This is a genomic window from Paenibacillus sp. J31R98 (assembly GCF_056269245.1).
Genome location: NZ_JBWDNO010000003.1, coordinates 29,087 through 41,980, shown reverse-complemented (window position 1 = coordinate 41,980; position 12,894 = coordinate 29,087). Strand labels below are relative to the sequence as shown.

The following is a 12,894-nucleotide window of genomic DNA, read 5'->3' as shown; positions in this document are numbered from 1 at the left end:
CAAAGCCCTCAATCTCACGCAGAGATCGAGGGCTTTTTCCGTCTGCACCTCTCCCACCACCAAAATGAATAAAAACTTTCATGAACACAAATATGATTATTTTTTACTAAAACTCCACACAGCAATGACATGTCGCTTACAATTCACCGTTAATATCATTCATGGGAGCCCAAACACAACGTTTGTTCAGGAGGAAATAATTATATGCGAATTCAGTTTACTAACAAGCCTGCACTGGTACTGCTCACACTTCTATCGGCAATGACATTGATGTCGGCATGCGGACAAAGCGACAATTCATCCACGAGTAACAGCGCGAACGGGGCAAAGGCTGCGAACGCTGCGAACACAACAAACGCATCTGGCAACAATGCTTCAAGCACGAATGCAGCAGCTCAGCAGAACCAAGCGCCAGCAGAGGAATCGTTCGACGAGCTGGTCGCGAAGGCGAAGGAAGAAGGCAAGGTGATCGTGTATTCGACTTCCGGACGTGCGAACGATGCGGCGGAAACCTTCATGAAGCAGTATCCCGAAATTAAGGTAGAAGTAAGCAAGGTCAAATCCGACCAGATGATGGATAAAGTATCCAAAGAGCAAGATGCAGGCCAGTTCAACCCGGACGTTATCGTGACGAAGGAAGTTAGCGGCGCGGTTGAAGAGGAGATGGTGAAGCCAGGCCGTTACCTGAAATATCTGCCATCGGACATCGCGCCGAAGGTAGACGAGCCGTACCGTACGGAAGCTGAGGCATATGCGAACTATGTGGAATTCCGCACACTATTCTATAACGCGTCTACATACGCGGAGCCTCCGGTGAAGAACTGGTGGGATCTGACGACGCCGGAGTTCAAAGGCAAGGTCTATACCGCAGATCCGCTAAGCTCCCCAGCTTTCATGGATTTGTTCACGACAATGGTTATAAACAGTGATGATATGGCTGCAGCTTATAAAGAGAAATTCGGAAAGGACATCACGCTGAATGGCACTGAGAATGCTGGCTATGAGTTTATTAAAGAACTCTTCGAGAACGGCCTCATCGTCCTTCAAGGTAGCGACGACGTGCTTGACGCCATCGGCAAAGTGAAGAGCCAGGCACTCGGTCTCGCAGTGTCCGGCGACGTATCGAAGAATGAAGAGAAGGGCTGGACGATCGCCCCGATCTACGACATCAAGCCGAAGACGTCTGTACCGGACTCGGGCTACTTGTTCATCGCGAAGCAAGCGCCGCATGAAGCCGCTGCGAAGCTGTTCATCCGCTGGATGATGGGCGAGAAGGATGGCAAAGGCGCAGGCATGGAGCCATTCAACGAGGTTGGCTCGTGGGTACCGCGCTCCGACGTTCAGACGAAGAATGACATTTCGTACGAGAAGTTGAATCTGTGGTTGTTCGACGGTGACGCTCTGTACAACACGGCGCCGAAGGTACGCGACTTCTGGATTAAACAAAAATAAGGTGGAGAGCGAATTGGCGAACAAGCCGGCGTTAACTGGGAAGCGGACACGGTTTTATAACCAGGCACTCAATTGGCTGACAAGTCCCGTTCATTTGATCGGGCTTGCAGCCCTTCTCTTTCTGGCGTATACGATTGCATGGCCTGTCCTAAACATTTTATCGACGACGTTTATATGGAAGCAGCAGGACGTAAGGCTGACAGGCGAAGCCAACCCGGGTCATTTCACGCTGTATCACTGGACCCGCGTGCTGTATAGCGATATGAGCATGAACCTGTTCTATAAGCCGATTCTGAACTCGCTTAGCGTCGGCATCGCGGTATCCGCACTTTCGCTCGTTATTGGCTGTGGTTTGGCGTGGCTTGTCGTTCGGACGAATATCCCATGGAAGAAGACGATTTCTTTTCTCGCGGTCATCCCGTACCTGCTGCCGTCCTGGATTATTTCGCAAGCATGGCTGACCTTCTTTAAAAATGGCAAAATCGGCGGAACGCCTGGCATTCTGCAAGCATTGTTTCATATCTCGCCGCCGGATTGGCTGTCATACGGCTTCGTGCCGATCGTCATCTCGATCTCGATTCATGACAGTGTGTTCTTCTTCCTCATTGTTGGGGCAGCTTTAAGCTCGATGAACAGTCAACTGGAGGAAGCGGCGAGCGTGACGGGTGCGGGACGCCTTACGATTCTGCGCCGCATTGTGTTCCCGCTTGTCATGCCGTCGATTCTGTCCGGATTTATTCTCATCTTCACGAAGGCGATTAGTTCGTATGGGGTTCCGGCGTTGCTCGGTACGCCTGTGAATTTTTATATGATTTCAACCATGCTGTACTCCAGCATGCGTTCGCGACTGACGACCGAAGCGAATGTGCTGAGCCTGCTGCTCATGCTCATCTCGATCGCGATGATCTACCTGAACCAGCGCGTAATCGGGCGCAGACGGAGCTTCGTGACCGTAACCGGCAAAGACAGCAAACGAACATTGACCTCGCTTGGACGCTGGCGCTATCCGGCTGCAGGGGCGGCGACGCTAACGATGATTCTGATCGCGGTTGTACCGCTGCTCGTGCTGCTGTTCCAGTCCTTCATGCTGAAGGAAGGCGTATATTCGCTCTCGAATTGGACGACGCACTATTGGATCGGCGGCTCCGACCCGGACATTAACACCGGGGAGAAAGGTGTTATGCAGAACGACATCTTCATGCTCGCGCTGAAGAATTCCCTGTCTATCGCAGGCGTCGCTTCGGTAATCGCGGCAGTAGCCGGACTTGTGCTCGGATATGTCGTTGCTCGTGGAAGGCACACTTGGATCGGTCGCGCAGTAGACCAGGTTTCTTTTCTGCCGTATCTCATTCCTGGCATTTCGCTAGCGGCAATTTATATTTCCATGTTTGCGAAGCCGACGCTGATCATCCCTGCACTCTATGGGACAATAACGCTGCTCATTCTTATCACCGTCGTGAAGGAGCTTCCGTTCACGGTCAAAGCAGGCAGCGCTTCGATGATGCAGATTGGCAAGGAGCTGGAGGAAGCGGCGCAGGTCAGCGGTGCTTCTTGGCTCATGCGATTCCGGCGAATTCTGCTTCCGCTGAATCGCAAGAGCTTAGTGTCCGTGTTCCTGCTCGTGTTCATCGGGGCGATGAAGGAGATGGAGCTGATCATCCTGCTCATAACGCCAAGGACGGAGACGCTGACGACCATCACGTTCTACTATGCGGAGAAAGGCTACGAGCAGCTGATGAACGTCGTGCTGATGATCATTATCGCGATTGTCATTACGGTATATTATCTTGCGGTGAAGCTCGGTAAAGCCGATCTAACGCAAGGGATTGGAGGGCAGTAATTATGAGCGCAAACGCGATTGAGCTGCAAGGCATCGACGTCTCGCTGGACGGGAAACAGGTGCTGAATGATATCCATCTAACGATCAAGCAAGGCGATTTCATGACCTTCCTCGGTCCATCCGGCTGTGGCAAAACAACGCTGCTCCGTACGATTGCCGGACTGCAGAGAGCAGATGCCGGTACAATTACGATCAGCGGCGAAGAAGTCGCGAATGGCGGAACACAGTTTCATAAGGAACCTTCTCAGCGCAGGCTGAGCCTGGTGTTCCAGAGCTATGCGCTGTGGCCGCATATGACCGTGTACGAGAACGTTGCGTTCGGTCTGCAGGTGCGGAAGATGGCGAAGGCAGAGATTCGCGCGAAGGTGGAAGCCGCGCTAGACAAGATGCGAATCGCCGAGCTTGCCGGCCGTTATCCGAGCGAGCTGTCAGGCGGGCAGCAGCAGCGGGTTGCCATCGCACGGGCGATCGTGACGGAGCCGGATATTCTGCTGCTTGATGAGCCGCTGTCCAATCTGGACGCCAAGCTGCGCGTCGAGATGCGGATCGAGCTGAAGCGACTCCATCAGGAGCTGAACACGACGGTCATCTATGTGACGCATGACCAGCATGAAGCGATGACTTTATCTACGCAGGTTGCCGTCTTCTTCGGCGGCCGGATTGTCCAGATGGATAAGCCGCGCCAGCTTTATAAACATCCGCAGACGCTGCAGGTGGCAGAGTTTATCGGAAGTGCGGGGCTGCAGCTGAATCGGCTGGAAGGCGTTATTCGAACAGATCGAACCGCCCAGCGACACATGCTGGAGACGCCGATTGCGATCATGCCGCTTGCAAGGGAACAAGAACAACAGCAGGAAGACGGACAAGACATTATTTTGACAATAAGGCCTGAGGACGTAAGGCTGTACGAGACGAACTGTCCTGGCAGCATTCCGATGTCGGTGACAGCCGTGTTCCCATCCGGCGCGGAGACGCTGGTGCAATTGGATTCGGCAGGTCTTACGATTATGGCCCGTATTATCGGCGAGTCCGAATATGAGCCGGGAACGACGTTATTTGCTGTGCTGCGCCAGGAACAGATGAATGCTTACGATAAGCGGTCAGGCTCGCGATTGAATTTGCGATTTGACCATAACAACAATGAACCGGGGGATTCCACTTATGAAGATCGATTTTCACATTCACGTTAAACTGTCCAAGAAGACCAATCTCGAGATCGAGCATTTCAACTCCATGATTAACGAAGCGAAGTCGCACGGACTTGATGCGATTACGCTCACGGAGCATTTCAACACGCATCGCTTCGACCTCGTCTACGGTACACTGGATACGCTATATCCTTGCAATAACCACTACTATGATGTCGACGGGTTCAAGCTGTTCACTGGCATGGAAGTCGATGTGGCGGAAGGCGGTCATATTCTGGTCAGCGGTCCGAAGGATAAGCTGCTGGAGGTGCGTGCTGCGCTGGAGGGGCATCAGACTGCGGATACATTCATCGGTCTTGCGCAGCTGTTCGAGCTGTGCGAGCCGCGCGGTCTAATGGTCATTGGCGGGCATCCGTTCCGTGAATCGAACCACCTCTACCATATCGATAAAGAGCTGCTGAAGCGGTTCGACGCGTTCGACTTGAACGGCAAGGACCTTCACGAAATCGGCATTCAGGAGAATATCGCAAAAGTGCTTACGCTTGGCGCCGAACTGGATGTTCCCGTCGTTGCAGGAAGCGATGCGCACCAGATGTTCCAGGTCGGCTGCGTGCATAACGAGTTTGAAGGCCATTTCGAAACAATTGCCGAGCTCAAGGCAGCGATTCGCAGCGGTCAATATAAGCGCGTGATCGCTCCGAGCCTCCATCTGCAGGTGCGCGCCGCCAATTATGTGAAGAAGCTGCTCAAGAAGAAAGTCGAGGTTGTCGTCTAAACGCGTTCAACAACAGGAGGAAATCGCATGCTCTTCGACACGTCGAAGCTAACGCGCGGCCATCAACGGATCGCCGATTATATTAGCAAGAACATGGATGATATCCCGTTCCTGGTAGAAGAAGATATTGCTTCGGCATGCGGGGTGAGCAGCTCGACGGTCTCGCGTTTCTGGGCGGAGGTTGGTTCGAAGAACTTGAAGGAGTTCAAGCAGCGCGTGAAGGAGGAAACGATGCACTCGCCTACCCGTAAGCTGCAGTCTGCCTTCGATAAGCATGGCGGCGGCAGCGGCGCAGGGGCGAATGTGTTAGCCACGGCTGATTATTTGCAAGCCTCGGCGGAACGGCTGGAGCAGGCATCATTCGATGCTGCGGCTACGCTGCTGGCCGAAGCCCAAACCGTCTACATCTACGGGCCCGGCTCGGCGGAGTGCTTGACCGCGCTTATCGACTTTCGCTTGGCACGATTCGGTGCAGACATTCGCCGCTTGAGTAAGGGCGGTCATGAGCTGTTCGAGAGCATGCTGTCGATCAGGAAGCAGGATGTGATCGTCATCTTCGGCTTCGTGTCCGAATCGCCGGAGATGGCGGTGCTGCTGGACTTCGCCCGTGAACGAGGCTGCCGCACGCTGCTCATTACGGACCTTGCCGTCAGTCCGATGCTGGAGAAGGCCGACGTTCATCTGTTCACGGCTCGCGGCCAGCTCTGGGAATTCCACTCCATGGTCGCTCCGATTGCCGTCATCGAAGCGCTTATCATCGCTGTCGGCAAGCAGCTTGAACAAGCGGCGCTCGCGAACGGCGAGGAGCTTCATCGCCTGCGGCGCAAGTATCAGAAGCTGTTGCCGAAGCGGGTTTAAGAACGCACCCGAAAGCAGGCACAATAAAGCCCCCGATCGTATTGAGATCGGGGGCTCTTTTTGCTATTCCAACACTACACAGTCGCTTCCATCTTCTGCGCCGAATGCAGCTTGTAGTACCTGCCGCGCTTCGCGATGAGCTCGTCATGCGAGCCGCTCTCGGCGATGCCTTTGTCAGATACGTACATAATCCGATCGCAGTTCTTCACCGTCGAGAGGCGATGCGCGATAATGAACGACGTCCGTCCCTTAAGCAGCTCGTTCAGCCCCTTCTGGAGCAGCCGCTCGGTCTGAGCGTCGATGGAGGAGGTTGCCTCATCGAGAATAAGGATACGCGGATTCGCAAGCAGCGTTCTGGCGAATGAGATGAGCTGCTTCTGACCTTGGGACAGCTTCGAACCGCGCTCATTCACCTCAGTCATGTAGCCCTTCTCGAACTCGCGGATGAACTCGTCGGCACATACGGTCTTCGCAGCGGCGATGATTTCTTCTTCCGTCGCATCGAGCTTGCCGTAACGGATATTGTCCATAATCGTACCGGAGAAAATAAAGCTGTCCTGCAGCATGATGCCCATCTGACTGCGCAGCGATCTCAGCTGAATTTCGGAGAGATCATGGCCGTCGATCAGGATTTTGCCGCCGGTGATGTTGTAGAAACGCGAGATCAGGTTAACGACCGTCGTCTTGCCGGCACCTGTTGGCCCGACGAGTGCAACGCTCTCGCCTGGTTTAATGTCAAAGGACAGCTTCTCCAGAATGTTAACTCCTGGATCATAAGCGAATGTTACATCGTCGAAGGTGACGCGACCTTTAATCGGCGGCAGCTCCTTCGCGCCAGGCACATCGTTAACGGTGACCGGTTCGTCCAGCGTCTCGAAGATACGTTCGAGATAGGAGACGGCGTTGATGAAGCTGTTATACAAGTTCGAGATGTTCAGAATCGGCTGCCAGAAGCGCGCCGCATAGCTGCTCATCGCCAGAATGACGCCGAAGGTGGCTTCTTCCGGTCCAAGCGCCAGCAAGCCGACAAAATAAATCGCTGCCGTCACGAGCGTCGCCAGATTATCGACCGAGAACGGCATCAAGAAGTTGTAATACATCGTTCTCATCCAGGCGGAACGATAATTCGTCGCCAGACGCGTGAACGTTTCTTCGTTATGCTGCTCGCGGGTGAAGATCTGCGTGACGCGAATGCCGCTGATGCTCTCTTGCAGATAAGCGTTCAGGTTGGAGCTTTTGTTAGAGATGTTCTGCCACCCCCGGCGCTGCTTCGTCTTGATCATCAGGATGATGACCATGAATATAGGCAGTCCCGCAAGGATAACGAGTGACAGCTTCACATCAACGGCGAACATGAAGATCGCGATGAAGAGCAAGTTCAAGATCTCCAAGATCAGGTTGATGATCCCGTTGGACAGGACATCTGATACGGAGTTGACGTAGTTGACGACGCGGATGAGGATCTTGCCCTGCGGACGGTCGTCGTAATATTGGAATGGAAGCTTCTGCAAGTGCTTGAACAGATCCATCCGAATATCAAAGATAATGTCTTGCCCGACGCGGGTCATCATCCGCGAACGAATCGTGGCGAAGATGACACTAATGACGATCGTAGCGAGCATGAGCGCGGACCATCCGACTAGTGCCGTCTTTTCCTTCGCAGGAATCGTCACGTCCACGATATGCTGCATAATGAGCGGCGCGGAGAGCGAGATGCCAGCTGACAAGGCGCTAAGGACAAAAGCAATAATCATGGGCTTCTTCTGCTTCCTAATGTAAACAAGTGCCCGGCGGAAGTGCTTAATATTAAACGGCGATTCCAGATTCTCGTCGATATCGAATTTATTTCTTGCCATACTTCATCATGGCCTCCCTTCCAATGCCCTCGTTCTGCAGCATGAATACATCGTAGTAATAGCCGCGCTTCTCCAGAAGCTCTGCGTGCGTGCCTTCCTCAATAATGCGGCCGCCTTCGAGGATAAGGATGCGATCAGCTTTCGCTGTTGTGGATACACGCTGGGCAATGATGATCTTCGTACATGAGAAGTTCAGCTCCCGCAAACTCTTCTGAATATGCTCCTCGGTCTCAAGGTCGACGGCGGACGTCGTATCGTCGAGGATCAGAATCGGCGGCTGTACAGCCAGTGCCCTTGCCAATGCGATACGCTGCTTCTGTCCGCCTGACAGGCCGACGCCGCGCTCGCCGACAATGGTATTGTAGCTCTCCGGCATTTTGCCAATGAAGTCATGCGCTGCGGCAAGCTTGGCGAACTTCGTCACGTCCTCCTCCGGCATGTCCGGGTCGCCGAACGCGATATTGCCGTCAATCGTGTCGGAGAACAGGAGCACATCCTGTGTCGCCACCCCGATATTGCTGCGCAGCTCGTCGAGCTCTAGCTTGCGCACGTCGATGCCATCGACGAGAATACGTCCTTTTGTCGCATCATAGAAGCGGGGAATGAGGTTAATGAGCGTTGTTTTGCCTGCTCCGGTTGCCCCCATGATCGCGATTGTTTCGCCGGCATCTATGCTAAAGTTAATATTTTCGAGCACCGTTGCACTGTCGAACTTGAAGCTGACGTTCTCGAACTTGATGTAGCCATGGTAACGCTTCTTCACGACCGCGCTATGTTCATTGACGATTTCGGGATTCGCGTAGTAGATATCGATAATTTTGCTCAAGCTGGCGAAGAAGCGCTGAATATCATTGATGACGATACCGATCGTGCGCATCGGGTTGGATAACCCCCAGATCAGCGCAGAGAAAGCGGAAAATTCACCAAACGTAAGGCGACCATCCATGACCAACAGACCGCCGGTCAGCATCAGGATGACGAGGAACGCTTGGGAGAAAATCTCTAAGTAAGGGAAGTAGTCTAGCCAGACAAGAGCTGCGGATTTGCTCGCTTTGGAGTAATTAACGTTCTTCTCCGTGAACTTCTCGATCTCGAAGTCCTCGCGCGCGAACGCTTTGACGACCCGATTCCCGGCGATGTTCTCCTGCGTTGTCGTGTTCAGCTGGGAGAGCTTCTCCCGCAGATCGACGTACATGGGGCGCACGCGCCGTGCGAAGATGAACGCAACGACGCAAATTGGAGGCGACAGCAGGAGCAGCCACCAGGTCAGCTCTGCGTCGATGTAGAAGAAGTACGCGACTGCCGCTGCAAACACCGTCAGCGATTCGATGATTGTCTTAATAATCCATGCCAAAGAGTGACGAACCATCTCGATGTCGCCGGTCATCTTGGTCATAAGATCGCCAGTGCGGTTGCGATCGTAGTATCGCATGTCCTGACCTTGGATTTTGTTGTACAAGTACACCCGAATACGGAACAGCATGTTCTGAGAGGAGCGCTCATACTGCAGCGTTGTGAAATAAGACAGGCTTGTTCTTAACAAGGAAAAGCCGACCATGCCGAGCACAAGGCCGATCAAGAGCCCGCGTTCGGTACTCAGATGCTGCGCCGCCCCCTCCCCCGCAATGAAGTGGTCCACGATGCGCTGACCGATGTAAGGATTAATAATGGTAAGCGATGATCCGATTACGGACAAGCATAGTGCAATGATGTACCTAACCCGATCCCCTTTCAGATTCTGCCATAGCCATTTGAACTGAAACATGTCATCACCGATTTCTGTTTTAGTCTGAATTGCCCCTTTGAAAAACTAATGGAAATTATAGCACAAATGATGGGAACCATTGTGGGAAATTCTTATTGGATTGTGGTGTGCGGAAATTCGCAAGAAAATGATCTCCAAGCAGACAGTGGAAGCGCAAGAGGACGATTACTCCATCGATGGTCTCCTGGAAGCAGCAGGGTCATTATCTCCTGAACGCGGCAAGGAACTTCTTGACGAAGTAAACAGATCACGTGAGGATTGGGACCAATGAGAATGGATAGAGTGGGTTTGTAGAGCTAGCAGAAAGAAGCTCAGGCCTACGTACTTAGGCTTTTTGCTACCTATTATATTTCGGCAAAAAATCCATTTATTATGCTAAAATAGACGAGAGTTTTCAAACCTATAAGCTGGAGGATCGTACTCATGTCGAATGTATTACATAAGCCGATGGGGATCGGGCGAATGCTGGATTACAGTTTTCAACTATACAGAAGGCAATTTGGGAAGTTGTTTTTGCTTACGCTGCTCTATTTTGGCCCGCTTTATTTGCTGATGTTTCTATTCATACCTACTGCCATGGAGAACAGCGCTACGGGTTTTAAAGTGATGTTCGACTCTTTCTCTGGCACTGCCGTTGACTCCGCATTGCAGCAAGAAACACTGGATACCGGCGCAGTGACAAGCGTGGTGGGCATTATCTTATTCTTCTTGTTCGCCATTGTGTATCTGATATGCTTGGGACCGATATTTGCTGCTGCGAACGTCTTCTTTGTGAAGTCGATCTTCGATGGCCATGCGCCTTTGTCGATTGGGGAAGCACTCAAACGGGCATTCCGGCGTTTTGGCTCGCTGCTGGGAAGCAGTCTGTTATTCGCTCTCATTTGTTTCGGTCTGGGGGTTGTTTCCGTCATTCTCCTCGTTATCCTCTTTGCAGTCGGGGCAGGCGGGATGTTTATCGGCGGATCGTTCTCCGAGGGAGGTTCGGCTGCCGCTTCAGTTATTGGCGTAACTGTAATGATTATCGTGGTATACCTAGGCCTAATATTACTGTGGTCATACTTCGTTATTCGTTGGATGTACTATTTGCCGGTTACGGCTTTGAAAGAAGAGACAATTGGACTTGGCCGGAGCTGGAAGCTGACGCAAAAGAGCTTCTGGCGGTTGTTCGGGACATTGTTGATCATGAGCCTTATTGTATGGGTGGTTACTGTCGTCGTTCAACTATTGAACGGTGCGTTAATTGGCTCAGGCATCGTTCCAAGCTTGCTTGGAGAGGTTCTGTCTGTGCTCGTTCGATTAATCTTTATTCCGCTTCCGATCGTGCTGTATGCGATTAGCTTCTTCGATTTGAAGGTGCGCAAGGAGGGCTATGGTCTCGATCATATGATCTCGCAGATGACGAATATGGAACCGGAACTGGATCCTAATCCAAAGGATGAATAACGGATGAACGTGTCTGAGGATAAAGAGAGGCTTCGTTCGATACTGGAGCGGGATGAGTACACCGTCTACCATCACGAGTCCAACAACAATACGTTGTCAGAATGGCTTCGTAGCTTGCTGAGGAAGCTGACAGATTTGTTTCCTTCCATGCATATGAGCCGAGGGCAAGAGTCGGTAACAACCTATGTGCTCGCCGGAATTATACTGGCCTTGCTCATAGCTGCGATCTATTGGTTTGCGAAGCAGATGGTCCGTCAGGGACAAATTCGGCAGCAGCTGCAGTTATCTGAAGCTGAGCTAACCTGGTCATATCGCGATTATTTGCAAAATGCGGAACAGCTGAGGAAGGAAGGCGCCTTGCGAGAGAGCGTTCGGTTCATCTTCTTGGCGCTGCTGTTCTATATGCAGCATTGCCGCTGGGTTCGGATCGAGAAAGGGAAGACGAACTGGGAATATGCCGAAGAATTGAAGCAGGCGAACGAAAGGCTGCTTCAGTTATTTAAAGACAGCGCCGTTCTATTCGACCGGGTATGGTACGGCAAGGAAGAGATTCTTGAAGCAAGCTTGAACGAGTTCTATGAACAGGTTCGGAGCGTCATTCAGGCCTCCTCCGTGCTAGAGGGAGGTGCTCGTTCTGAAGCCAAATAAATATACAATCGGCCTGCTCATCAGTGTGCTGCTGTTTATTGGAATCGGCTATGTGCTCGTGAAGCCTGAAGTTAAAAATTACCCGCCTTACCTCTCGTTCTCGCCCGATTCGGACGGAATCAAAGCGATTATGGAGTTGGCAGAGGAACGAGGCGTGACGGCTAGACGGTGGGAGCTCCCTCCGGAGCGTCTTCCTTCGGGCAGCGGGCATACGCTGCTTATCGTGCAGCCGAGTATGCTGGCGAAGCCAGAGCTGGACTCGTTACGCAGCTGGGTACAGCACGGCAATGATGTGCTGCTGGTGGCAAACGACATGGAGGCATGGGACAGCTTTCAATTGAAGGAAGCTGACCAGCCGGAGGGACTTGGCAGCAAGCCTGCTAATATCCGCATGCACATGCGGGGGCAAGAGCAGTCGTTTGAAGCGACTGTTTCGGCCAGCCGCCGGCTGGTGGCGCAGCCGGAACTAGAGACGCTATACGAAGATGAACGTGGCATCCTTGGCGCTCGGAAACGCTTCGGCGATGGCGCTTTTACAGTGCTGCTCGAGCCTAGATGGCTCATGAACAGCATGATTCTCGAACGCGACCACTTCGAGCTCGTGTGGCCGCTGCTCCAAGATACCCGCCGACAATGGTTAGTCGACGAGTACCATCATGGCTACACGGCGAAGGCTGGATTGTTCGCCGTTTACCCCGCCTGGCTGCTCGCCGCGATCGCGCAGCTTGCCATCGTGCTGCTGCTCTGGCTATGGAAACGCGCCAAGCGCATAGGACCAGTCCACACGCCGCGGGCGTGGATCGTGCGTCGCGGCGATGAGACGCTGCTCGCCGTCGCCGGCTGGTACGAGCGGCGGCGGCTCCGCTCGGATGCTCTGGCGCATAGCGCGCAGCGACTGCGCCAGCTGCTCTATGAGCGCTGGGGAGTTCGGCCCAGCGCTCCGCCGCAAGAGGCGGCGAGCATCGCCCGCAACCGCTGGGATGCGAAGCGGGCTGAGAGCTTGTTGCGGCTGCTGAGCGAGCCGCAACAGGCGCAGGTCAGTGCGCGTGAGTTCGCCGCGCTTGCTCGCGAATACAGCGAAGCGATAGTCGATATGGAGAAGGAGTGAT

Annotated in this window: 11 protein-coding genes; 9 read left to right on the top strand and 2 right to left on the bottom strand. The window is 53.1% G+C overall.

Annotated elements, in window-relative coordinates; all coding sequences use genetic code 11:
* Positions 1-204: 204 nt before the first annotated feature.
* Genes AC0YNX_RS13885 through AC0YNX_RS13865 form a run of 5 tightly spaced genes read left to right on the top strand, consistent with a single transcriptional unit; the run spans position 205 to position 6,073 of the window.
* Complete coding sequence (locus AC0YNX_RS13885; protein WP_475816288.1) at positions 205-1,452, top strand: ABC transporter substrate-binding protein; 1,248 nt, start codon at positions 205-207, stop codon at positions 1,450-1,452.
* Positions 1,453-1,465: 13 nt separating this feature from the next.
* Positions 1,466-3,292, top strand: coding sequence for an ABC transporter permease (locus AC0YNX_RS13880; RefSeq protein WP_475816287.1), 1,827 nt, complete (start codon positions 1,466-1,468; stop codon positions 3,290-3,292).
* A gap of 2 nt (positions 3,293-3,294) precedes the next feature.
* Positions 3,295-4,482: an ABC transporter ATP-binding protein gene (locus tag AC0YNX_RS13875; RefSeq protein ID WP_475816286.1), complete on the top strand. Its 1,188-nt coding sequence runs from the start codon at positions 3,295-3,297 to the stop codon at positions 4,480-4,482.
* The gene (locus tag AC0YNX_RS13870; protein WP_475816285.1) at positions 4,454-5,215 is read left to right on the top strand and encodes a PHP-associated domain-containing protein; all 762 of its coding nucleotides are present in this window, start codon (positions 4,454-4,456) and stop codon (positions 5,213-5,215) included. The genes AC0YNX_RS13875 and AC0YNX_RS13870 overlap by 29 nt, the downstream gene beginning before the upstream one ends.
* A 27-nt stretch (positions 5,216-5,242) precedes the next feature.
* Positions 5,243-6,073 (top strand): MurR/RpiR family transcriptional regulator, encoded by an 831-nt coding sequence (locus AC0YNX_RS13865; RefSeq protein ID WP_475816284.1) that lies wholly within the window; start codon positions 5,243-5,245, stop codon positions 6,071-6,073.
* 74 nt (positions 6,074-6,147) lie between these two features.
* Here the strand turns inward: AC0YNX_RS13865 and AC0YNX_RS13860 are convergent, their stop codons facing one another.
* A complete protein-coding gene (locus AC0YNX_RS13860; protein WP_475816283.1) occupies positions 6,148-7,929 on the bottom strand; it encodes an ABC transporter ATP-binding protein in 1,782 nt (593 codons plus the stop codon).
* Positions 7,916-9,694 (bottom strand): ABC transporter ATP-binding protein, encoded by a 1,779-nt coding sequence (locus AC0YNX_RS13855; RefSeq protein ID WP_475816282.1) that lies wholly within the window; start codon positions 9,692-9,694, stop codon positions 7,916-7,918. Before AC0YNX_RS13855 ends, AC0YNX_RS13860 begins: the two co-directional genes overlap by 14 nt.
* Before the next feature lie 79 nt (positions 9,695-9,773).
* On the opposite strand from AC0YNX_RS13855, the gene AC0YNX_RS13850 reads away from it, so the two are divergent.
* The 4 genes from AC0YNX_RS13850 (at position 9,774) to AC0YNX_RS13835 (ending at position 12,893) form a co-directional block, all read left to right on the top strand.
* Positions 9,774-9,965 carry a hypothetical protein gene (locus AC0YNX_RS13850; RefSeq protein ID WP_475816281.1) on the top strand — a complete coding sequence of 64 codons (192 nt, stop codon included), beginning with the start codon at positions 9,774-9,776 and terminating at the stop codon, positions 9,963-9,965.
* Between the two features lie 152 nt (positions 9,966-10,117).
* Complete coding sequence (locus AC0YNX_RS13845) at positions 10,118-11,137, top strand: glycerophosphoryl diester phosphodiesterase membrane domain-containing protein (RefSeq protein WP_475816280.1); 1,020 nt, start codon at positions 10,118-10,120, stop codon at positions 11,135-11,137.
* Between the two features lie 3 nt (positions 11,138-11,140).
* Positions 11,141-11,785 carry a DUF4129 domain-containing protein gene (locus AC0YNX_RS13840; RefSeq protein WP_475816279.1) on the top strand — a complete coding sequence of 215 codons (645 nt, stop codon included), beginning with the start codon at positions 11,141-11,143 and terminating at the stop codon, positions 11,783-11,785.
* A gap of 25 nt (positions 11,786-11,810) precedes the next feature.
* On the top strand, positions 11,811-12,893 hold the full coding sequence (locus tag AC0YNX_RS13835) for a DUF4350 domain-containing protein (protein ID WP_475816278.1): 1,083 nt from the start codon (positions 11,811-11,813) through the stop codon (positions 12,891-12,893).
* The last annotated feature ends 1 nt before the right edge of the window (position 12,894 follow it).

What these genes read in the sequence shown, in the direction of transcription:
- AC0YNX_RS13885 (WP_475816288.1), top strand. Translation starts at nt 205, where the DNA reads ATGCGAATTCAGTTTACTAACAAGCCTGCACTGGTACTGCTCACACTT.
- AC0YNX_RS13875 (WP_475816286.1), top strand. Translation starts at nt 3,295, where the DNA reads ATGAGCGCAAACGCGATTGAGCTGCAAGGCATCGACGTCTCGCTGGAC.
- AC0YNX_RS13870 (WP_475816285.1), top strand. Translation starts at nt 4,454, where the DNA reads ATGAAGATCGATTTTCACATTCACGTTAAACTGTCCAAGAAGACCAAT.
- AC0YNX_RS13865 (WP_475816284.1), top strand. Translation starts at nt 5,243, where the DNA reads ATGCTCTTCGACACGTCGAAGCTAACGCGCGGCCATCAACGGATCGCC.
- AC0YNX_RS13860 (WP_475816283.1), bottom strand. Translation starts at nt 7,929, where the DNA reads ATGGCAAGAAATAAATTCGATATCGACGAGAATCTGGAATCGCCGTTT.
- AC0YNX_RS13855 (WP_475816282.1), bottom strand. Translation starts at nt 9,694, where the DNA reads ATGTTTCAGTTCAAATGGCTATGGCAGAATCTGAAAGGGGATCGGGTT.
- AC0YNX_RS13845 (WP_475816280.1), top strand. Translation starts at nt 10,118, where the DNA reads ATGTCGAATGTATTACATAAGCCGATGGGGATCGGGCGAATGCTGGAT.
- AC0YNX_RS13840 (WP_475816279.1), top strand. Translation starts at nt 11,141, where the DNA reads ATGAACGTGTCTGAGGATAAAGAGAGGCTTCGTTCGATACTGGAGCGG.